This window comes from Lentzea sp. NPDC059081, assembly GCF_042738015.1.
In the GTDB taxonomy this organism is placed as follows: domain Bacteria; phylum Actinomycetota; class Actinomycetes; order Mycobacteriales; family Pseudonocardiaceae; genus Lentzea.
This window is the reverse complement of the sequence record NZ_JBHYGW010000003.1, coordinates 377417-397862: the sequence shown is the minus strand read 5'-3', so window position 1 is coordinate 397862 and position 20446 is coordinate 377417. Positions and strand designations below refer to the sequence as shown.

The following is a 20446-nucleotide window of genomic DNA, read 5'->3' as shown; positions in this document are numbered from 1 at the left end:
AACGCGCACGGCACAGGATTCCGTGCGCTTCGCGGGGAGAGTTGTCCTCAGCGGTAAAGGTTCACCTAAAGGAGTCGGCGACGGCCGTCCGGTCGACCTTCCCCGGTCCGCGCAGCGGCAGCTCGTGCACGAACTTCACGAGCTTCGGCGTCGCCGCCCTGCCCACGGCCGCCGCGACGACGGACTTCAGCTCGTCGAGCGACGGCTCCTCGCCGCGCGCCACGACCGCCGCCGCGACCACCTGGCCCCACTCGTCGTCCGGCACGCCCACGACACAGGCCTCCAGCACGCCTTCGACGGTCGCCAGAGCCCGTTCGACCAGCACCGGAGGCACCTTCTCGCCGCCCGTGACGATCACGTCGTCCGCCCGGCCCAGCACCTCCAACCGCCCGTCGTGCACCCGCCCGAGGTCGCCGGTGCGGAACCACTCGCCGAACGGCTCCGCGTCACCGCGGTAGCCCAGGGCCAGCACGGGCCCGCTGAGCTCGATCACCTCGTCGGTGCGGACCCGGACGTCGCGCAGCGGTTCGCCGTCGTAGACGCACCCGCCGGCCGTCTCGCTCATGCCGTAGGTCGTGACGACCTGGACGCCCAGGTCACGCGCTTGTTGCAGGAGCTTCGGCGGGGTGGCGGCCCCGCCGATCAGCACGCCGTCGAACTGCCGCAGCGCCTCCAGCCCCGGCCCCTCGCCCACGACGAGCCGGGAGAGCTGCGTCGGCACGAGGGCGGTGTAGTGGCGTCCCGGTTCGGCGAGCACGGGCCGTGCGGCCTGCGCGAAACCCATGGCGCGGAAGCCGTGCGTCAGGTCGAGCTCGCCGGGCGTGGTGCCCGCGATGATCGACCGCACGAGCACCTGCACGCCCGCGATGTGGTTGGTGGGCAACGCGAGCAACCACGTCCCGGGCCCGCCCAGCCGCTCGTGGGTGGCGTGCGCCGACGACGTCAGCGCGTCGGCGTCGAGCAGCACGGTCTTGGGCTCACCGGTCGAGCCGGAGGTGGGCACGCCGAGCACGGCCCGCTTCTCCCAGCCCTCGAGCGGGCCGTCCACCAGCGGGTCGCCGTCGCGCAGCGCCGCGCGCAGTTCGTCGAGCATGCTTTTACCTGCCCAAGAGGAGTGCGGGCTCAGAAGTAGTACGGGTAGTTCGACCAGTCGGGGTCGCGCTTCTCCAGGAACGAGTCACGCCCCTCGACGGCCTCGTCGGTCATGTACGCGAGACGGGTCGTCTCACCGGCGAACAGCTGCTGACCGACCAGTCCGTCGTCGATCAGGTTGAACGCGTACTTCAGCATCCGCTGGGCGGTCGGCGACTTGCCGTTGATCTCGCGCGCCCACTCCAGCGCCGTCGTCTCCAGCTCGGCGTGCGGCACGACGGCGTTGACCGCGCCCATCTCGTGCATCTCCTGCGCCGAGTACGTCCGCCCGAGGAAGAAGATCTCCCGAGCGAACTTCTGCCCGACCTGCCGCGCCAGGTACGCCGACCCGTAGCCGCCGTCGAACGAGCCGACGTCCGCGTCGGTCTGCTTGAACTTGGCGTGCTCCTCGCTCGCGAGCGTGAGGTCGCACACCACGTGCAGGCTGTGCCCACCGCCCGCGGCCCAGCCCGGCACCACGGCGATGACGACCTTGGGCATGAACCGGATCAGCCGCTGGCACTCCAGGATGTGCAACCTGCCCGCGCGCGCCGGGTCCACGGTCTCCGCCGTCTCACCCGAGGCGTACTGGTAGCCGCTGCGCCCGCGAATCCGCTGGTCACCGCCACTGCAGAAGGCCCAGCCGCCGTCCTTGGGGCTCGGCCCGTTGCCGGTCAGCAGCACACACCCGACGTCCGACGACATCCGCGCGTGGTCCAGCGCCCGGTACAGCTCGTCCACCGTGTGCGGCCGGAACGCGTTGCGCACCTCGGGCCGGTTGAACGCGATGCGGACCGTGCCCTGGTCGAGCGCGCGGTGGTAGGTGATGTCGGTGAAGTCGAAGCCCTCGATCGGCTTCCACAACGACGGGTCGAAGAGCTCCTGATCTGCCACGACCGAGACTCTAGGCCGCTTCACCCCTGGTCCGTTCCCCGAGGACGTGCACGACGGCTTTCATCGCGAGCATCCCGAGGATCGGCAGGACGATCGCGACCGTCTTGGACAGCACGGCGGACGAGTCGATCGCCAGGATCAGGAGGGTGACCCCGAACTTGGCGCCGAGGCTGTTCAGCCAGGTCCGCAGGACGCAGCCCGCCTGTGTGCCGGGGAAGACCAGCATCGCGTGGACCGGGACCGCGACGATCGGCAGCAACAGCAGCAGCCCGGCGATCCGCCACGCCACCGGGGCGGGCGTGCTCCAGAGCGTGACCACCTCGACCGGCAGCCAGGTCGACGCCGCGACGAGCCCGGCGGTCGCAGCCCAGGCGACGCGGTGCGGAACCAGTGCCCGTGGGCTGCGGACCAGCGAGGACACCGCCAGCCCTGCCGCCAGGAGGAACGGCAGCACCGAGCCGAACGACGCCCCGACGGCGTAGACCGGGAGGAGCGAGAACCACAGGGCGAGCTGGCCGACGTGCCGTTCCCGGCCGTGGTTCTGCCGCCGGCGCGTGGTCAGGTCCCAGCCGGTCCACAACTGCCAGCCGAGGAACCACGCCCACGCGAGTGCGACCAGATCGCTCGCGTAGACGTCCAACACGCGCAAGAACTGGTGCACGTCGGTCAGGACCGCGCCGGTGCCGAAGAGCGGCGGCCAGCCGAGCAGACGAGGCACCAGGACGAAGTCGGCGAGCGTGACGATGATCGTGGCGATGCCTGTCCACGTCAGCCATCGGTCTCGTGGCGGCAGCACCGGCTCCGGCGGGGCGGCCGGCACGCCGTGGGCGGACGGGTGGCCGTAGAAGTGCACGCCGCCTTCGATCCGGCCCGCCTGCACGGACGGTCCGAACACCTGACCGCTGATCTCGTTGCGCACCTCGGGCTCGTCCGGCATCCCCCACCCCCGCTCCCACCAGGCTATCGGCGCCTGCTGGGACAATCGAGGGATGAACCCGTCCACGACGCAGGCGAGGCTGATCGTCGACGAACTGGTCCGCAACGGCGTCCGCCACGCCGTGCTGTGCCCCGGCTCGCGCAACGCCCCGCTGTCGTTCGCACTGCACCAGGCCGAGCAGAAGGGCCTGCTCACCGTGCACGTGCGCATCGACGAGCGCAGTGCGGGGTTCCTCGCGCTCGGACTGGCCAAGACGGGCACGCCCGCTGTCGTCACCTGCACGAGTGGCACCGCCGTGGTGAACCTGCACCCGGCCGTGGTCGAGGCGCAGCTGACCGGGGTGCCGTTGATCGCGCTGACCGCCGACCGGCCGGTCGACCTCTACCGCACCGGTGCCAGCCAGACGATCAACCAGCACGACGTGCTCGGCATCCCCACCCTGCACATGCCGGAGGGCGCCGACGAGCCGACCACGCGCTCGTTGGTGTGCCGTGCGATCGCCACCGACGGGCCGTCGCACGTCAACGTGCCCTTTCGGCCGCCGCTGACGCCGGACGACGACGCGTGGCCGTCGTCGGACCGCGCTGTGTGGACGGAGACGGACCGCACGTTCACCGTCGAGACGCGGCCGTCGGACCTGCCCGCCCGCACGTTGGTGCTGCTCGGCGACGACCGGCCGGAGCGGTTGCGCGCGGCCTCGGAGCTGGGCTGGCCGGTGATCGCCGAGCCGACCGCGCCCGGTGGTCTGCGGCACGGGTCGTTGCTGCTCAACGCGGGTCTGCCGGAGCACCTCAGGCCCGACGCGGTGCTGGTGGTGGGGCGGGTGACGCTGTCCAGGGGGCAGCAGTCGGTGCTCAGGGGCACCCGCGTGCAGGCCGTCGGGGAGCAGGCGCTCTGGCCGGACGTGCCGTTCACCGCGACCAGTGCGTCGACCTGGCTGCCCGAGCCCGCGCGGCTCGACGGTGCGTGGACGCAGGCGTGGCAGAGCGCGGTGAAGGACGTCGGCGAGGCCGTCGACGACCTGCTGGACGCGCAGCCGTGGCCGACCGGCCTGCACGTCGCCCGCGACCTCACGCAGGCGGTGCCGCCGGGGTCGCTGCTGTTCGTCGGCTCGTCCAACCCGATCCGCGACGTCGACTTCGCGGGCGAACGCCGGACGGACGTCGTCGTGCACGCGAACCGGGGTGCGGCGGGCATCGACGGGAGCGTGTCCACGGCCATCGGGCTGGCGGTGGAGCACGACGGGCCGTCGTACGCGTTGATGGGCGACCTGACGTTCCTGCACGACAGCAACGGTCTGCTCGCCGACCACCGGCCGGACCTCACGATCGTCGTCCTCAACGACGACGGCGGCGGGATTTTCTCGTTGCTGGAACAAGGTGCTCCGAAGTACGACCCGAGTTTCGAGCGCGTTTTCGGCACTCCGCACGGGACTGATCTGACCGCTTTGTGCGCGGGCTACCGAATTAGGCACTCCATTGTGGACGACGCGGAGGAGTTCCGTAGCGCACTTGCGGCACCGCAGGGCCTCCAAGTGGTGGAAGTGCAGGCGAAACGGGACGAACTGCGGTCTTTGCACGAACGTCTCAAGGCGACGGTGTCAATCGTTTTCAGCAGGTAGGAAACATACGGAAGTCGGTGGCTCGCCCATGATCGTCTGGATAGCGTCCGCCGCATGTCGATGAGAACCAAGGCGACGGCCGCGGTGGCGTCCGCGGCCGCGATGACGCTCTTCGCGGGGACGGCGCTGGCGGCGGCCCCTGGCGCCCCCGGCGTCGGTGACCCGTACTTCCCGACCTACGGCAACGGTGGGTACGACGTCTCCCACTACGACATCAGGCTCAACTACAACCCGACCGGCGACCAGCTGTCGGGCACCACGACGATCCTCGCGAAGGCCACCGAGGACCTCACGCAGTTCAACCTGGACTTCCTGCTCAAGGTGAAGTCGGTGCGGATCAACAACGTGCCGGCCTCGTTCGTCTCGGACGGCGGCGAGCTGACCCTCACCCCGCGCGGCGGCGTCCGCAAGGGCCAGGACCTGACGATCGTCGTCACCTACGCCGACTCGCCGTCGACGGTCAAGGACCGCAACGGTTTCACGGCGTGGACCAAGACGGTCGACGGCGCCCTCGCCATCGGTGAGCCGGAGATCGCCTCCTGGTGGTTCCCGTCGAACGACCACCCGACCGACAAGGCCACGTTCGACGTCAACGTCGCCGTCCCGGACGGCGTCGAGGCGGTCTCGAACGGAACCTTCGTGGGCGCCACCAAGCAGATCAACGGCTACACCCGCTGGAACTGGCGCAGCACCAAGCCGCAGGCGACCTACCTGACGTTCCTGACCATCGGCCAGTTCGAGCTCCGCCAGGGCACGACGCCCTCGGGCCAGCCGTACGTCAACGCCTACTCCGAGCGGCTCGGCGAGAACGCGGACGCGGCCAAGGCCAGCGTCGAGCGCACGCCCGAGGTCATCGAGTTCCTGTCGGAGAACTTCGGCCCGTACCCGTTCGAGGCGCAGGGCGGCGTGGTCACCCCGAACCTCGGCTACGCGCTGGAGAACCAGACCCGCCCGAACTACGACACGGGCTTCTTCCGCCGCGGCGCCAACACCTACGTGGTCGCGCACGAGCTGGCCCACCAGTGGTTCGGCGACGCCGTGTCGGTGCACCACTGGCGTGACATCTGGCTGAACGAGGGCTTCGCGTCCTACGCCGAGTTCCTCTGGTCCGAGCACGTCGGCGAGGGCACGGCGCAGGAGAACTCCGACTTCACCTACGACCTCTACCCGGCCGACAGCGAGTTCTGGAACGTCCTGCCCGGCGACCCCGGTGCCGGCGCCGTGTTCGACGGAGCCGTGTACGACCGCGGCGCGCTGGCCCTGCACGCCCTGCGCGTGGCCGTGGGCGACGACAAGTTCTTCGAGATCCTGCGCGCCAGGGTCACCGAGAAGAAGTACTCGGACTCCACGATCGAGGAGTTCATCGCACTGGCGGAGCGCATTTCGGGACAGCAGCTCGACCAGCTGTTCCAGACGTGGCTCTTCACGAAGGGCAAGCCGGCCCAGGCACCGGGGCGTGCCTCCGACCTGGCGGCGAAGTCGTCGTCGGTGAAGGCCGCGGAGCCGAAGTCGCGCGCCAAGATCGCGCTGACGCACGAGCTGCTGGACGCCCACAAGTAGTGCCGGAGGTGGCCGGGACGCGTCCGTCCTGGCCACTATCCTGCGGCGGTGACGGTCACCGCTGACGACCTCGACGCGGCGGTCTCCTGCCTCGCCGAGACCCTCGCCCCCGCGACCGGCCGGGACTGGACGGTCCCGCCCGGCACGGGGGAGTGGAACTGCTGGAGCACCGCCGAACACCTGGGCGACTGCCTGCTGTCCTACGCGGCCCAGCTCGTCGCCCGCCCCGCCGACCGCTACGTGCGCTTCATGGCCGCGGCGGACGAGGAGGCGAGCCCGGCCGAGGTGCTGGAGTTCGCGGTGGCCGGCGGCAGGATCCTGGCCTCGGTGGTGCGCACGACGCCGTCGTCCGCCCGCGCCTACCACCCGACCGGGGTGGCCGGCCGGGACCACTTCGCCGGCATGGGGTGCGTCGAGGTCCTGGTGCACGGCGAGGACATCGCCCGCGGCCTCGGCCTGGCGCTCGACCCGCCTCGCGACGTCTGCGCTCGTGTCCTGGCACGGATGTTCCCGCACGACCTCGACGTGGATCCGTGGACCGGCCTGCTCTGGGCGACCGGCCGCGCGAGCTTGCCCGGCCGTGAGCGGCAGGTCGGCTGGCGCTGGCAGGGTCCGCCGGCTTAGAGCCCTTCGAGCGCCTCGCGCATAGGCCGCATCTTCGCGTGCGCCTCCTGCACCTCGATGTCCGGATCCGAGTCCGCCACCAGCCCGCACCCGGCGAACAACCGAGCGGTGGACCCGGAGATCTGCGCGCACCGCAGCGCGATCCCGAGCTCCCCGTCCCCGTTCCCGTCGATCCACCCGACCGGCCCCGCGTACCGCCCGCGGTCCATCCCCTCCAGCTGGGCGATCAACCGGGTCGCGTCCAGCCGGGGCGTCCCGCCGACCGCGGCGGTCGGGTGCACGGCCGAGCCGAGGTGCAGCAACGACACCGAGGACTCCAGTGTGCCGATCACGTCGCTGGACAGGTGCGACACGTTCGGCAGCCGCAGCACGGACGGACCCTCGACGGACATCGTCGTGCAGAAGGGCCGCAGGGTGTCCGCGAGCGAGCGGATCGCGTAGTCGTGCTCCTCGAGGTTCTTCTCGGACGACATCAGCGCTGCGGCGAGCTCCTCGTCGGAGACGCCGTCGTGCGGCCAGGTCGTGCCCGCCAGCACCCGCGAGTCCACGACCGAGCCGGTCCGGCGCAGCAGCAGCTCCGGCGTCGCCCCGACCAGCCCGTCGACCGCGTACGCCCAGCACTCCGGGTAGCGCCTGGCCAGGCCCTGCAGCACGAACCGCTGGTCCAGCGGCTTGTCCGTCACGGCCACCAGGTCGTGGGCGAGGACGACCTTGTCCAGCTCACCGGAGCGCATCCGCGCGACGGCCGAGCGCACGGCCTCGCGGTACTGCGTGACCGGCAGCTGGCCGTTCGCGTACCGGACCGTCGAGGGCCGTGACAGCGGCTCGACGAACGGCGAGGGGTCGGAGGCGCCGATCGTGGTGACCCACTGCTCGCCGTTGCGGCGGCCGACCACCACCTCGGGCACGATCAGCACCGAGTGGCTCGGCGAGTCGGCGAAGGCCATCGACACGAACGCCACGGGGCCGCTGCCCGGCACGCCCGGCTCGTCGTCGACGTCGAGGTGCGAGACGAACTCCTGCCACCACCTGTCGGCCTGCGCGAAGCGGTCGGGGCCGCTGACCTCCAGTCGTGCGGCCTCGCCCCAGCCGACCAGGCCGGACCCGTCGCGCACCCAGGCGAGCGCGTGCTCGGGGGTCGGCAGCAGCCCGAGCAGGTCACCGGCGGTGTCCCGCCTCGACCGGACGCGGATTCGCTGCCGTGCTCGCGATGCGGGTGCAGAGGTCACGCTCCGACTGTATGGACCTCAACCTGAAAGTGCGGCACCCGCCCGGCTCTAGACTTCTCAGTTGTGGTGGAGGACGCAGTTGTCAAACGGTCGCCCGGCGTTCGCGTCCGCCGTGCGGTCTGCCGGGTGTTGCTGGTGGTCGGAGGCGTGGTCACGCTGGTGTGCGTGCTGCTCCCCATCGCCTGCTGGCGTGACGACGTGGCCATCGAGAAGAACCTCGGCAACGCCGTGGCGCAGGTCGACTCCGTCGCTTTCAACCGGACGGTTGTGCGCTACGCCACACCCGACGGGCGCGTGATCATCCCCTCGCAGGGCGTGCTCTACCCGTCCGGGCTCTCGGAGGGGGACAACGTCCGGGTCGAGTACGACCAGACGAACCCCGAACTCGTGCGCGTCGCCGGCCGGACGGCGACGCTGAGCTTGCTTCCCGTCGGAACCTTCCTCGCGTCCGTCTGGATCGTCATCGCCGCCGTTGTGACAGTTCTACGCAGATTCGGCACCCAGGTGTAACATCGAGGTCATGGCGGATGACCTGGAGCTTCGCTTCGAGCGCACCGTGCAGGCGGAGGCGCGCATCGAGCCGCGCGACTGGATGCCCGACGGCTACCGCAGGACACTGATCAGGCAGATCGCCCAGCACGCGCACTCCGAGATCATCGGCATGCAGCCGGAGGGCAACTGGATCAGCCGCGCGCCCTCGCTGCGCCGCAAGGCGATCCTGCTGGCGAAGGTGCAGGACGAGGCCGGCCACGGGCTGTACCTGTACTCGGCGACCGAGACGCTCGGCGCCGACCGCGAGGACCTGACGACCAAGCTCATCGAGGGCCGCCAGAAGTACTCCTCGATCTTCAACTACCCGACGCTCACCTTCGCCGACGTCGGCGTCATCGGCTGGCTGGTCGACGGCGCCGCGATCTGCAACCAGGTGCCGCTGTGCCGCACGTCCTACGGGCCGTATGCGCGCGCGATGATCCGCATCTGCAAGGAGGAGTCGTTCCACCAGCGTCAGGGCTACGAGCTGCTCATGACGATGATGCGCGGCACCCAGCAGCAGCGTGACATGGTGCAGGACTCGGTCAACCGCTGGTGGTGGCCGGCGCTGATGATGTTCGGGCCGCCGGACGCGGAGTCCACGAACACCGAGCAGTCGATGGCGTGGCGGATCAAGCGCGACACCAACGACGAGCTGCGGCAGAAGTTCGTGAACATGAGCGTGCCGCAGGCCGAGGCGCTCGGCGTGACGTTCCCCGACCCCGAGCTCAAGTTCAACTCCGAGCGCGGGCAGTACGACTTCGGTTCGCCGGACTGGGACGAGTTCTGGCAGGTCGTGAAGGGTGGTGGTGTCTGCAACGAGCAGCGCATCGCCCACCGCCGCAAGGCGCACGAGGACGGTTCATGGGTTCGTGAGGCCGCCGTGGCGCACGCTGCCAAGCACGCCCCCGCTCATGTCACTGCGAAGGAAGGTGCCGCGTGAGCACGTCTTGGCCGCTGTGGGAAGTGTTCGTGCGGGGCAAGCGCGGGCTGAACCACGTGCACGTCGGCTCCTTGCACGCGCCGGACGCCGAGATGGCGCTGCGCAACGCCCGTGACGTCTACACGCGCCGCAACGAGGGCGTGTCGATCTGGGTGGTGCCGGCGACCGAGATCACGGCTTCCTCGCCGGACGAGAAGGACCCGTTCTTCGCGCCGTCGGGCGACAAGGTCTACCGGCACCCGACGTTCTACGCGATTCCCGAGGACGTGCCGCACCTATGAGCTTCGACAACGCTTACGAGTCCTTGCTGGGACACGAGGACGCGCACTGGGCGTTCGGGACCGGCTTCTCCGAGGCCCTGTCCGGCGTGAACCGCGAGTTCCCGGCGGGAGTGGACCGCGAGGCGCTCGCCGCGTACTGCCTGATGCTCGGCGACGACGCGTTGATCTTCTCGCAGCGGCTCTCGGAGTGGTGCTCGCGCGCTCCGGAGCTGGAAGAGGACATCGCGCTCGCCAACATCGCCCTCGACCTGCTCGGTCAGGCGCGCATGCTGCTCACGCGCGCCGGCGAGGTGCTGGGGCGCGACGAGGACTCGTTGGCGTACCTGCGCGACGAGCGCGAGTTCCGCAACGTGCACCTGGCCGAGATCGACTGCGGACCCGGCCCCGGCGGCGACTTCGGCACGACCATCGCGCGCCTGCTGGTGTTCTCGTCGTGGCGCCTGGCCCTGTTCTCGCGCTTGCGGGGCTCGGCGGACCCGGTGCTCGCCGCGATCGCCGAGAAGGGCCTGAAGGAGCTGGCGTACCACCGCGACCACGCCGCGCAGTGGACCGTGCGCCTCGGCGACGGCACCGACGAGTCGCACCGCCGCATGCAGGCGGGGCTGGAGCGGGTGTGGCCGTTCGTGGACGAGTTGTTCTCGACCCATTCCGTCGAAGCCACGTTGACCGGCGTGGCGGTCGATCCCTCGTCGTTGCGGTCCGAAGTGGACGGTGTGTTGGAGGCGGTGCTGTCCGCTGCCGGCCTCACGCGTCCGGCGGACACGAAGGCCGCTCGCGTCGCGGGCATGGCCGGTCGCGACGGCGTGCACACCGAGGCCATGGGCTACCTGCTCGCCGAGATGCAGCACCTGCACCGCTCGTTGCCCGGAGCGGTCTGGTGACGACGGCACTGGAGATCGCGTCGGCCGTGCGGGACCCGGAGCTCCCGGTCCTCACGCTGGCGGACCTCGGCGTGCTGCGTGAGGTGTCCGAAGAGGACGGTCGCGTCGTCGTCACCATCACCCCGACCTACTCGGGCTGCCCCGCGATCGACGAGATGGGCGCCGACCTGCGCCGCTCGTTGCTCGGCGCGGGTTTCTCCGACGTCGAGGTGCGCCTGTCGCTCTCCCCGGCCTGGACCACGGACTGGATCAGCTCCGAGGGCCGTTCGAAGCTGGCGGCGGCGGGCATCGCACCGCCGTCCCGCATCGGCCCGACGGTCGCCGGCCCGGTCCCGCTGAACCTGGTGCCGCCGTCACGTCAGGTCGCCTGCCCGCAGTGCGGCTCGCCGAACACGACCGAGATTTCCCGGTTCGGCTCGACGGCGTGCAAGGCCCTGCGCCGCTGCAACGCCTGCTCCGAACCGTTCGAGCACGTCAAGGAGATCTGAGTGTCGCGCCGAGCCGCCTTCCACAAGCTGACGGTCGCGAACGTCGACCGCCTCTGCGACGACGCCGTGGCCGTCACGTTCGACGTGCCGGCGGACCTGGCGGACGAGTTCGCCTTCACCGCCGGCCAGTACCTGACCCTGCGCCAGGGCGACGAACGCCGCTCGTACTCGATCTGCGCTCCCACCGGCGCCGCCCCGCGCATCGGCGTGCGCCGGGTCGACGGCGGCCAGTTCTCGACGTGGCTGGTCGACCGGCTGTCGGTGGGCGACGTGGTGGAGGTCCTGCCGCCACTGGGCAAGTTCACGCCTTCCGGGTCCGGCACCCACCACGGCCTGGTCGTCGCCGGCTCCGGCATCACCCCGGCCCTGTCGATCGCCGCGACCGTCCTGGCCTCGGGCGCCCGCGTGACCCTGCTCTACGGCAACCGCAGCACGAACACGGTGATGTTCGCCGACGAGCTGGCCGACCTGAAGGACCGCTACCCGGCGACGTTCCAGCTGATCCACGTCCTGTCCCGCGAACCGCGCGACGTGGAACTGTTCACCGGCCGCCTGACCGCCGCCAAGCTCACCGCGCTCTTCGGCTCCGTCGTCCCGTTCGACGCCATCGACGAGTGGTGGCTCTGCGGCCCGTACGACATGGTCCAGGACGCCAGCGCCGTCCTGCGCGACCGCGGCGTTTTGGCGGACCGCGTGCACCACGAACTCTTCTACGTCGACGCCCCGCCACCCCCGCCCCGCCGTGTCGAAGCCGTGGTGGACGCCGCCGCTTCCGTGACGGTCGTGCTGGACGGCAAGTCGACCACCCTGCCGCTGCCGGCCGACGAACCGATCCTGGACGCGGCCCAGCGGGTACGCGCCGACCTGCCGTTCGCGTGCAAGGGCGGCGTGTGCGGGACGTGCCGGGCGCTGGTGACCGAGGGCAGCGTGGAGATGCGCCGGAACTACGCGCTGGACGAGTCGGAGGTGGCGGCGGGGTTCGTGCTCACCTGCCAGGCGTTGCCGACCAGCGAGTGCGTGACGGTCGACTTCGACGCCTGACCCGGCGCCGGAAAACGCGAAACCCGGCAACCGACCGTCCGGACGGTGAACCGGGTCCACTTCCGGCTCCGATGGGAACCGGCAGCAGAACGATAGCGGCACTGTGACCGGTTCGCGATTCCGAATGGACGGACGAAACCGCCTCCGACGTGGCACGATCAAGGCCATGGGGGTCGTGATCCGCTCGATGCTCTGGGGTGCCGCAGCCGGCACCCTGCTGATGGGCACCCTCATGACCATCCTCGAGCTCACCATCCCGAGCGACAAACCGTCCCCGGTCCTCGCCACGATCATCGCGGTCCTGTTCCTCGCGCTCGTCGTCGGCGGCGTGCCCGGAGCCGTGATCGGCACCGCGGTCGGCTTCGTCCGCCGCTCGACCCAGCGTCCGCCCGCACCACGGCCGGTCTACGCGCCGCCGCACCCGCAGCGGCCGTACGACATGTGGTCCGACCTGGTCGAACGGTGCGCGGAGTCCACGCGCAGGGTGGCTGCCGCCGTGCAGACTGTGCCCAACTCGCCCGCCAAGGAGTGGCTGCAGCGGATCAGCGAGCAGCTCGCCAAGGAGCTCGACGACGTGCGCGGCATCGCGCAGCTGGGCAGGGCGCTCGGGGCCGTCGACCGGCAGCACCCCGTCTACCAGCGGCTGCTCAAGGCGACGCACGACTTCCACCAGTTCGAGAACGAGGTCGGGCGGGTCGCGTTGCAGATGTTCGACCACCCCGAGCTCGACGAGGCGCGCACGCACCTCGAGGTGCTCGAGAAGCAGCTGCCTCAGCTGTCCACCTGAAGCGCGGACTGCCACCAGCCCAGCACCTCGTCGGCGGCGTCGGGGGCGGCGACCAGAAGGCCGTCCACGGGTAGTTGGGCCCCCTCGCCGCGTCTGTCGAGCACGACCGCACCCGACTCCACGGCCAGAGAGACGGCACCGGCCACGTCCCACTCGTGGTAGCCGTGCAGTACGGCGGCGGCCACGTGTCCCAGCGCCACTTGGGCAACGGCGAGGCATTTGGAGCCGAGGACGCGCACGCCCGTGCCTGCGATTGCTGCTGTGGAGATGAACTCGCCCATGCCTGGCCATGGGCCCGTGCGGGTCATCTCGGTGCACACGACCAGAGAGTCGCCTTGGCGTTCGGTCAGTCGCACGGGCGTGCCGTTCGCGCGCATTCCACGGCCACGAGCGGCGGCGTAGATCTGTGAGCGGTACGGGTCGGCCACGACGCCCACGACCGGACCCCAGCGGTCGACCAGGGCGAGGCTGTAGGCGCACCACGGCATGCCCGCGGTGTAGTTCGCCGTGCCGTCGACGGGATCGACCACCCAGCGGAACTCGGTGTCGGCGGCGGCGGGGACGTCGGAGTTCTCGCAGAACACGGGGATCGACGGGAACTCGGCGGTGAGCACGCGGCGGGTGTGGCGTTCCAGGGTGCGGTCGGTGTCGGTGACCCAGTCGAACGGCGACTCGTCGGAGTCGGGACGCACGCCGCGGCCGGCGGTGGCCATGATGACGTCCGAGGCGTCGTTCGCGAGGCGACCGGCCACTTCCAGCGCTATCGAGACCAGCCCGGGGTCGGCCGGGTGCGCGGGACGGGACGACAAGACGGTCATGCTGGCCTAGTTTCACCGCGTTGTGTGTCCGGCAGCCGAAGCGGAGATGACGAACCGACGATCACCTGGCCACGACGTGAGGTGTTCTGACCACGTCAAATTGCGTGTCATTCGGACTTCACGCGGGCACTACAAGGTGTCGTTCGTGCGCGTAGCGATCGTGACCGAGAGCTTCCTGCCTCAGGTGAACGGGGTCAGCAACTCCGTTCTCCGCGTGCTGGAGCACCTGCGGCGAGGCGGCCACCAGGCTCTGGTGGTCGCGCCCGGTGCCGGCGCTGAAGAACACCACGGCACGCCCGTCGTCCGGGTGTCCGCCGTCGACGTGCCCATGGTGACCAGCCTGCCGATCGGCGTGCCGAGCCCGAGAGTGCTCCACGCGCTCGCGGACTTCCGGCCCGACGTCGTGCACCTCGCGTCGCCGTTCGTGCTGGGCGCCTACGGTCTCAGAGCCGCGCGCAAGATCGACGTGCCGACGGTCGCGGTCTACCAGACCGACGTCGCCGGGTTCGCCGGCAACTACGGGCTCGGGCTGACGAAACGGGCGGCCTGGCGCTGGACCAAGCGCCTGCACACGCTCGCCGACCGCACGCTGGCGCCGTCGACCTCCGCGGTCGAGGCGCTGGAACTGCACGGTGTGCCGCGCGTGCACCGGTGGGGCCGCGGCGTCGACATCGACCTCTTCCGCCCGCGTGCCAAGCAGAACGACGAGCTCACCATCGGCTACGTCGGCCGCCTCGCGCCCGAGAAGCAGGTCCACCGGCTGAAGGAGCTGCACGACCTGCCCGGCGTGAAGCTGCGGATCGTCGGCGACGGCCCTGACCGCGAGCAGCTGGAGCGCGACCTGCCGAACGCGGAGTTCCTCGGCTTCCGCACCGGCCAGGCGCTGGCGGACGCCTACTCGTCGCTCGACGTCTTCATCCACACCGGGCCGCACGAGACGTTCTGCCAGGCCGTCCAAGAGGCGCTCGCGACCGGGCTGCCGGTGCTCGCGCCGAACGCCGGCGGCCCGCGCGACCTGGTCGCGCACGGGCGGACCGGCTACCTGTTCGAGGACGACATCGCGCAGTACGTCGACCTGTTGCGCGATCCGTTGCAGCGCAAGCGGTTCGGGCTCGCCGCCCGCAGGTCGGTGCTCTCCCGCACCTGGCCCGCGGTCTGCGACGAGCTGATGGGCCACTACGCCGCCGTCATCGGACTGACTCACCAGGCGGCGGCTTGAGGATCGTCCAGCTGGCCAACTTCTACGGACCGAAGTCGGGTGGCCTCCGCACGGCGTTGCACCACCTCGGCACCGGCTACGCGCAGTCGGGCCACGAGGTGGTGCTCGTGGTCCCCGGCGACCGCCGGGCCGACGAGGTGCTGCCCGGCGGCGTCCGGCGCATCACCCTGCCCGCGGTCAAGATCCCGTACACCGGCGGCTACCGCGTGGTGGACCCGTGGCGGGTGAAAGCCCTGATGGAGGACCTGAAGCCGGGCAGGCTGGAGGTCTCCGACCGGCTGACGCTGCGCGGCATGGGCACGTGGGCGAGCGACCGCGGCATCCCGAACGTCGTGATCTCCCACGAACGCCTCGACCGCCTGCTGCGGTTCGTGCTGCCGGAAGGCCCAGCCGAACGCGGCGCCGACTGGGCGAACCGCCGGATGGCCGCCTCCTACGACACGGTCGTCTGCACGACGGCGTTCGCCCGCGAGGAGTTCGACCGCATCGGCGCGCGCAACGTCACGCAGGTGCCGCTCGGCGTCGACCTGACGACGTTCACCCCGCACCGCCACTCCGCCGGCCTGCGCCGAGACCTGTTGCGGGGCAGCGAGAACCTGCTGATCCACTGTGGACGGTTGTCGCCGGAGAAGCACGTCGAACGCTCCGTCGACACCCTGGCCGAGCTGCACGAGCAGGGCCACTCCGCACGGCTGGTGATCGCGGGCGACGGACCGCGCCGGTCGGCGCTGGAGAAGCGCGCGGCGGGCCTGCCGGTGACGTTCCTCGGCTTCGTGAAGTCACGCGCGGACGTCGCCTCGCTGCTCGCCTCGGCTGACCTGTCGCTGGCACCGGGCCCGCACGAGACGTTCGGCCTGGCCGCCCTGGAGGCACTGGCGAGCGGCACGCCCGTCGTCGTCAGCCGCAGCAGCGCCCTGAAGGAGATCGTCCAGCCCTCGTGCGGCGCGGCGGTGGACGACCACGCGACGGCGTTCGCGACGGCCGCGCGGCACCTGCTGGCGTCGGGCTCGCGGGAGGCGGCGAGGGCGCGCGCGGAGGAGTACCCGTGGCACGCGGCGGTCGACGGCATGCTCACGGCCCTGAAAGTGCCCTGAAGGTGCCCTGAAGATGATCTCGGCGACCCTGACTTAGTCTCTAGGCATGTCGCGAGCCGGCTTGGACAAGAACCCCCGCGAGGTCGCCGAGATGTTCGACGGCGTGGCCAAGGGCTACGACCGCACGAACTCGGTCATGACGCTGGGCTTCGACCGCCGCTGGCGGGAGTGGAGCAGGCGGGTGCTCGACGCGCGCCCCGGCGAGAAGGTCCTCGACCTGGCCGCCGGCACCGCCGTCTCGACCGTCGAGTACGCCGAGTCGGGCGCCTGGTGCGTGGCCGCCGACTTCTCCGTGGGCATGCTCGCCTCGGGAGCCCACCGCCGCGTCCCGAAGGTGGCCGCGGACGCCCTGCGCCTGCCGTTCAGGGACGACTCCTTCGACGCCGTCACGGTGTCCTTCGGCATCCGCAACTTCAACGACACGGTCGTCGCCCTGCGCGAGATGGCCCGCGTGGTGAAGCCCGGCGGCCGGATGGTGATCTGCGAGGTCTCCACCCCGGTCTGGAAGCCGTTCCGCTTCGTCTACATGCGCTACCTGCTGAAGCTGCTGCCGTTCATCGCGCGCTTCGTCTCCTCGAACCCGGCGGCCTACTCCTACCTGGCCGAGTCGATGGCGTCGTGGCCGGACCAGCGCTCCCTGGCCGAGCTGATCTCGAAGGCCGGCTGGGAGGACGTGGCGTGGTTCAACCTGACCGGAGGCATGGTGGCGCTGCACAGGGCGACCAAGCCGAAGCCGAAGCGCGAAGGGGCCTGACGCGGGCACACCGCCCAGGTCACACTGGGTCGTGTGAACACGAACGACCTCGGTGAGAACCGCGGCACCGCCGTGCAGGCCGGGTACGTCGGGCACCTGTCGGTGGGCTCGGCGCCGGACACCCCGCCGGTGCCGAGACAGCTGCCGTTCGCGTCACCCGGCTTCGTCGGCCGCGCCGAGCACCTGGCCACCCTCGACCGGCTGCCGACCGACGACGGCACCACCGCGCTCGCCGCCGTGGTCGGCACCGCGGGCGTGGGCAAGACGTCGCTGGTCGTCAGGTGGGCGCGGGAGGCCCAGCGGCACTTCCCCGGCGGCACCCTGTACGCCAACCTGCGCGGCTACGGCCCCGGTCAGCCCGCCACCCCCGGCGAGGTGCTGGCCGACTTCCTCACCGCCCTCGGCGTCGCGCCCGAACGGGTCCCGCCGCACCAGGACGCCCGCGCCGCCCTCTACCGGTCGCTGCTGGCCGACCGGCGCGTCCTGGTCGTGCTCGACAACGCCAACGCCGTCAGCCAGCTGCGCCCGCTCCTGCCCGGCGGTTCCGGCTGCGTGGTGGTGACCAGCAGGTCCGACCTGCAGGGCCTCGAGATCGGCGAAGGGGCGCGGCGGATCCCGTTGCCGCTGCTCACCGGCGACGAGGCAGCGGACCTGGTCGCGACGGTGCTGGGGCCGCGGCCGGCCGACCCCGCCGCCGTCGCGGAGCTGGTCAGCGCCTGCGCGCGGCTGCCACTGGCGCTGCGGATCGCGGCGGGCCGCATCGCCGTCGACCCGCACGTCACGGTCACCGACCTCGTGGAGGAGCTGCGCGCACAACGGTGGGAGGCGCTGAGCGTCCCCGACGACGAACAGCACGCGGTGCGGACCGTGTTCGACTGGTCCTACCGCCGGCTGACTCCGGACCAGGCGCTGATGTTCCGCAGGATCGGCCTGCTGCCGGTGGAGACCTTCAGCGTGCACGTGTGCGCCGTGCTGTGCGACGTCGAGCCGCACGTCGCGCGCAGGCTGCTGGCGGCGCTGGCCGCGCAGCACCTCGTCGAGCCGCACGGCAAGGACCGCTACACCTGCCACGACCTGCTGCGCGCGTACGCCGCCGATCTCGCCGAGCAGGACGAGGACCGCGACGAGGTCGTCGACCGCCTGCTCGAATGGGTCGCCCACCACGCCAAGAAGGCGTTCCTGGTGCTCTTCCCCGACCGCGCCCACCTGCACGCCGGTGCGCGGGTGACCACCAGCACGAGCCTGGAGCTGGACTTCGCCGGCGACGACGCCGTGTGGGCCTGGGCGGACGCCGAGTTCGGCAACGCCGCCGCGCTGGTCAGGACCGCGGCGCGGCACGACCGGCCGGCGATCACGTTGCTCCTCGCCGACATCACCTGCGGCCAGCTGGGCCTCGTCGGCCGGTTCGACGAGGCGCTGGAGGTGTGCGGGATCGGCGTGCGCGCGGCGGCGGACCTCGGCGACCGGCGCGCGGAGTTCCTGATGGCGCAGCACCTCGGGCAGCTGCTGAGCGTCGTCAACGACTGGCAGCGGGCCGTCGAGGTCTACCTGGCCAACCTCACGACCGCCGAGGAGCTCGGCGATCCGGAGCTGGTCGCCGAGGTGCTCGGGCACCTGGGTTGGGTCCGCCTGGAGCTGGGGCGCCACGCCGAGGCGAGGTCCGACCTGGAACGCGCTCTGGAGTTCTGCCAGGCGGGCACCCGCACGCGCAGCTTCGTCGAGTTCTGCCTCAGCGGGGTGCACGCGGGGCTCGGCGACCCGGAGCAGGCCCTGCTGCACGCGGAGCGGAGTCTGCACCAGCTCGGCGAGGACAGGTTCCGCAGCTACGCGTGGCACGCCATGGCCCGCGCCAAGCAGGTGGCCGGCGACCACGCCGAGGCCGTCGAGCTGTGCGAACGCGCGCTGGAGCACGAAGACCGGCACGACAACCCGCGCAGCCACGCCCTCCTGCTGGAGCTGTTCGGGGAGTCCCTGCGCCAGGTCGGCGACCGGGACCGGGCGGCCGCCGTCTGGCGCGAGGCCCTGGCGATCTTCGAGGACCGCGGCGACCACCGGGCACCCGGCCTGCGCGAGCGCCTGGCGGCCCTGGTCTCAGCGAGCGCCGGTTAGAGTCGCGGAGGAGTCACGGCACACGTTAGGGAGTCTGGATGAGCAGGCGCGGGATCAACGAGGACGCCGACGTCATCGTGGTGGGGGCGGGACCGGCGGGCTCGACCGCGGCGACCTACCTGGCCAGGGCGGGCCTCGACGTGCTCCTCCTCGAGAAGAGCACCTTCCCCAGGGAGAAGGTCTGCGGCGACGGCCTCACCCCCCGAGGCGTCAAGCAACTCATCGACCTCGGCATCGACACCCGCGAGTCCAACGGCTGGCTGCACAACAAGGGCCTCCGCGTGGTCGGCGGCGGCGTCACGATGGAGCTCGACTGGCCGGACCTGGCCACGTTCCCGAACTACGGCGTGGTCCGCCCGCGGATGGACTTCGACGAGATGCTCGCGAACGCCGCGAAGGCGGCCGGCGCGCGCATGCACGAGGCCACCACGGTCACCAAGGCCATCATCGAGAACGGCCGGGTCGTCGGCGTCGAGGCCAAGCAGGGGCCGGAGAAGAACCCGGTCACCTACCGGGCGCCGATCGTCGTCGGCTGCGACGGTGTCTCCGCCCGCCTCGCGTTGTCCGTCGGCCTGCAGAAGGACGACGCCAAGCCCATGGGCGTCGCGGTCCGCCGGTACTACAACAGCCCGCGCACCAAGGACGACTACCTCGAGTCGCACCTCGAGCTGTGGGCGCCGGACGGGCAGCTGCTGCCCGGTTACGGCTGGATCTTCGGCATGGGCGACGGCAGCGTGAACGTCGGCCTGGGCATCCTCAGCACGTCGAAGGCCTACGGGACCACGGACTACCGCCAGCTCCTGCGCTCCTGGCTCGACGCCACGCCGGAGGAGTGGGGCTTCCGCGAGGAGAACGCGACCAGCCGCATCGGCGGCGCGGCGCTGCCCATGGGCCTCAACCGCAAGCCGCACTACCGCGCGGGCCTGGTGCTCGTCGGCGACGCCGGCGGCATGGTCAACCCGTTCAACGGCGAGGGCATCGGCTACGCCATGGAGTCGGCCAGGATCGCGTCCGAGTCGATCGTCCAGGCCCTCGCGCGCACCGGCGTCAACCGTGAACGGGCGCTGCACGGCTACCCGGTCCGGATCGAACAGGCGCTCGGCAGTTACTACCGGCTCGGCAACGTCTTCTCGAAGCTCATCGGGAACCCGGCGATCATGCGGACCGCAACGAAGTACGGAATGCCGCGGAAACGCCTGATGAAACTCGTGCTCAAGCTGCTCGCGGGCCTCTACGACCCCAAGGACGGCGACTCTATGGACCGCCTGATCGTGGCCGCTACGAAGCTCGCTCCGACGGCGTAAATTACTCCGATTAGGTGACGGCACCGGCTCAATACGAGCCGGTGCCGTTTCGTTTGTGTCCGGCATGTTAAAGCCCCAGGTCAGACCCTGTGACCTAGGTCATTTACAGGCGTTCTACACTGGCGATCGACCTTGTGAATCACTTCACAACAGTGTGCACAAGCTTGTGAACTGTTTCACAAGCGTTTGTTAGGTCCGCC

Annotated in this window: 20 protein-coding genes; 15 read left to right on the top strand and 5 right to left on the bottom strand. The window is 70.9% G+C overall.

All coding sequences use genetic code 11. The features are described 5' to 3' along the window. Window positions 1–61: 61 nt before the first annotated feature. From menE to ACFWV3_RS09505, 3 genes are read right to left on the bottom strand one after another with little or no spacing between them, the layout of a single operon-like run. Entirely contained in the window at window positions 62–1093 is a 1032-nt protein-coding gene (menE, locus tag ACFWV3_RS09515) for an o-succinylbenzoate--CoA ligase (RefSeq protein ID WP_382410093.1), read from the bottom strand. Window positions 1094–1122: 29 nt separating this feature from the next. Beyond that, a complete protein-coding gene (locus tag ACFWV3_RS09510) occupies window positions 1123–2025 on the bottom strand; it encodes a 1,4-dihydroxy-2-naphthoyl-CoA synthase (protein ID WP_382410091.1) in 903 nt (300 codons plus the stop codon). Between the two features lie 10 nt (window positions 2026–2035). Continuing rightward, on the bottom strand, window positions 2036–2962 hold the full coding sequence (locus tag ACFWV3_RS09505) for a hypothetical protein (protein ID WP_382410089.1): 927 nt from the start codon (window positions 2960–2962) through the stop codon (window positions 2036–2038). 52 nt (window positions 2963–3014) lie between these two features. Between ACFWV3_RS09505 and menD the strand changes: the two genes are divergently transcribed. From menD to ACFWV3_RS09490, 3 genes are read left to right on the top strand one after another with little or no spacing between them, the layout of a single operon-like run. Then, on the top strand, window positions 3015–4583 hold the full coding sequence (gene menD, locus ACFWV3_RS09500) for a 2-succinyl-5-enolpyruvyl-6-hydroxy-3-cyclohexene-1-carboxylic-acid synthase (protein ID WP_382410087.1): 1569 nt from the start codon (window positions 3015–3017) through the stop codon (window positions 4581–4583). Window positions 4584–4637: 54 nt separating this feature from the next. Continuing rightward, entirely contained in the window at window positions 4638–6143 is a 1506-nt protein-coding gene (locus tag ACFWV3_RS09495) for a M1 family metallopeptidase (RefSeq protein WP_382410085.1), read from the top strand. Between the two features lie 48 nt (window positions 6144–6191). Beyond that, window positions 6192–6767, top strand: a complete 576-nt coding sequence (locus ACFWV3_RS09490) for a hypothetical protein (RefSeq protein ID WP_382410083.1) — start codon at window positions 6192–6194, stop codon at window positions 6765–6767. On the opposite strand, the gene ACFWV3_RS09485 is transcribed toward ACFWV3_RS09490, so the two are convergent. Continuing rightward, window positions 6764–7996, bottom strand: a complete 1233-nt coding sequence (locus ACFWV3_RS09485) for an isochorismate synthase MenF (RefSeq protein ID WP_382410081.1) — start codon at window positions 7994–7996, stop codon at window positions 6764–6766. The two genes, ACFWV3_RS09490 and ACFWV3_RS09485, sit on opposite strands and share 4 nt — an antisense overlap. Window positions 7997–8122: 126 nt before the next feature. Here ACFWV3_RS09485 and ACFWV3_RS09480 point away from each other — a divergent pair, with 126 nt between their 5' ends. The 7 genes from ACFWV3_RS09480 (at window position 8123) to ACFWV3_RS09450 (ending at window position 12948) form a co-directional block, all read left to right on the top strand. Beyond that, window positions 8123–8506, top strand: a complete 384-nt coding sequence (locus ACFWV3_RS09480; RefSeq protein WP_382410079.1) for a DUF3592 domain-containing protein — start codon at window positions 8123–8125, stop codon at window positions 8504–8506. A gap of 10 nt (window positions 8507–8516) precedes the next feature. Then, the gene (gene paaA, locus ACFWV3_RS09475) at window positions 8517–9470 is read left to right on the top strand and encodes a 1,2-phenylacetyl-CoA epoxidase subunit PaaA (protein WP_382410077.1); all 954 of its coding nucleotides are present in this window, start codon (window positions 8517–8519) and stop codon (window positions 9468–9470) included. Further along, window positions 9467–9751 carry a 1,2-phenylacetyl-CoA epoxidase subunit PaaB gene (gene paaB, locus ACFWV3_RS09470; protein ID WP_089915556.1) on the top strand — a complete coding sequence of 95 codons (285 nt, stop codon included), beginning with the start codon at window positions 9467–9469 and terminating at the stop codon, window positions 9749–9751. The genes paaA and paaB overlap by 4 nt, the downstream gene beginning before the upstream one ends. Beyond that, window positions 9748–10632: a 1,2-phenylacetyl-CoA epoxidase subunit PaaC gene (gene paaC / locus ACFWV3_RS09465; RefSeq protein WP_382410074.1), complete on the top strand. Its 885-nt coding sequence runs from the start codon at window positions 9748–9750 to the stop codon at window positions 10630–10632. Before paaB ends, paaC begins: the two co-directional genes overlap by 4 nt. Beyond that, complete coding sequence (paaD, locus tag ACFWV3_RS09460) at window positions 10629–11120, top strand: 1,2-phenylacetyl-CoA epoxidase subunit PaaD (RefSeq protein WP_382410072.1); 492 nt, start codon at window positions 10629–10631, stop codon at window positions 11118–11120. The genes paaC and paaD overlap by 4 nt, the downstream gene beginning before the upstream one ends. Next, window positions 11121–12161, top strand: a complete 1041-nt coding sequence (paaE, locus tag ACFWV3_RS09455; protein ID WP_382410070.1) for a 1,2-phenylacetyl-CoA epoxidase subunit PaaE — start codon at window positions 11121–11123, stop codon at window positions 12159–12161. It begins immediately after the preceding gene. A gap of 166 nt (window positions 12162–12327) precedes the next feature. After that, entirely contained in the window at window positions 12328–12948 is a 621-nt protein-coding gene (locus tag ACFWV3_RS09450; protein ID WP_382410068.1) for a hypothetical protein, read from the top strand. Here the strand turns inward: ACFWV3_RS09450 and ACFWV3_RS09445 are convergent. Continuing rightward, window positions 12933–13766: an inositol monophosphatase family protein gene (locus ACFWV3_RS09445; protein WP_382410066.1), complete on the bottom strand. Its 834-nt coding sequence runs from the start codon at window positions 13764–13766 to the stop codon at window positions 12933–12935. The genes ACFWV3_RS09450 and ACFWV3_RS09445 overlap by 16 nt on opposite strands. A gap of 145 nt (window positions 13767–13911) precedes the next feature. Here ACFWV3_RS09445 and ACFWV3_RS09440 point away from each other — a divergent pair, with 145 nt between their 5' ends. Genes ACFWV3_RS09440 through ACFWV3_RS09420 form a run of 5 tightly spaced genes read left to right on the top strand, consistent with a single transcriptional unit; the run spans window position 13912 to window position 20246 of the window. Then, window positions 13912–14985: a glycosyltransferase family 4 protein gene (locus ACFWV3_RS09440; RefSeq protein ID WP_382410064.1), complete on the top strand. Its 1074-nt coding sequence runs from the start codon at window positions 13912–13914 to the stop codon at window positions 14983–14985. Beyond that, window positions 14982–16079, top strand: a complete 1098-nt coding sequence (locus ACFWV3_RS09435; RefSeq protein WP_382410062.1) for a glycosyltransferase — start codon at window positions 14982–14984, stop codon at window positions 16077–16079. Before ACFWV3_RS09440 ends, ACFWV3_RS09435 begins: the two co-directional genes overlap by 4 nt. 46 nt (window positions 16080–16125) lie before the next feature. After that, window positions 16126–16833: a demethylmenaquinone methyltransferase gene (locus ACFWV3_RS09430; protein ID WP_382410060.1), complete on the top strand. Its 708-nt coding sequence runs from the start codon at window positions 16126–16128 to the stop codon at window positions 16831–16833. Between the two features lie 33 nt (window positions 16834–16866). After that, window positions 16867–18942: an ATP-binding protein gene (locus ACFWV3_RS09425; protein WP_382410057.1), complete on the top strand. Its 2076-nt coding sequence runs from the start codon at window positions 16867–16869 to the stop codon at window positions 18940–18942. Between the two features lie 38 nt (window positions 18943–18980). Further along, complete coding sequence (locus ACFWV3_RS09420) at window positions 18981–20246, top strand: geranylgeranyl reductase family protein (protein WP_382410055.1); 1266 nt, start codon at window positions 18981–18983, stop codon at window positions 20244–20246. The last annotated feature ends 200 nt before the right edge of the window (window positions 20247–20446 follow it).

Excerpts from the sequence above, each read along its gene's own strand:
- ACFWV3_RS09495 (WP_382410085.1), top strand. The coding sequence starts at position 4,638 with ATGTCGATGAGAACCAAGGCGACGGCCGCGGTGGCGTCCGCGGCCGCG.
- ACFWV3_RS09505 (WP_382410089.1), bottom strand. The coding sequence starts at position 2,962 with ATGCCGGACGAGCCCGAGGTGCGCAACGAGATCAGCGGTCAGGTGTTC.
- ACFWV3_RS09430 (WP_382410060.1), top strand. The coding sequence starts at position 16,126 with ATGTCGCGAGCCGGCTTGGACAAGAACCCCCGCGAGGTCGCCGAGATG.
- ACFWV3_RS09420 (WP_382410055.1), top strand. The coding sequence starts at position 18,981 with ATGAGCAGGCGCGGGATCAACGAGGACGCCGACGTCATCGTGGTGGGG.
- paaA (WP_382410077.1), top strand. The coding sequence starts at position 8,517 with ATGGCGGATGACCTGGAGCTTCGCTTCGAGCGCACCGTGCAGGCGGAG.
- paaC (WP_382410074.1), top strand. The coding sequence starts at position 9,748 with ATGAGCTTCGACAACGCTTACGAGTCCTTGCTGGGACACGAGGACGCG.
- menD (WP_382410087.1), top strand. The coding sequence starts at position 3,015 with ATGAACCCGTCCACGACGCAGGCGAGGCTGATCGTCGACGAACTGGTC.
- ACFWV3_RS09450 (WP_382410068.1), top strand. The coding sequence starts at position 12,328 with ATGGGGGTCGTGATCCGCTCGATGCTCTGGGGTGCCGCAGCCGGCACC.
- menE (WP_382410093.1), bottom strand. The coding sequence starts at position 1,093 with ATGCTCGACGAACTGCGCGCGGCGCTGCGCGACGGCGACCCGCTGGTG.
- ACFWV3_RS09445 (WP_382410066.1), bottom strand. The coding sequence starts at position 13,766 with ATGACCGTCTTGTCGTCCCGTCCCGCGCACCCGGCCGACCCCGGGCTG.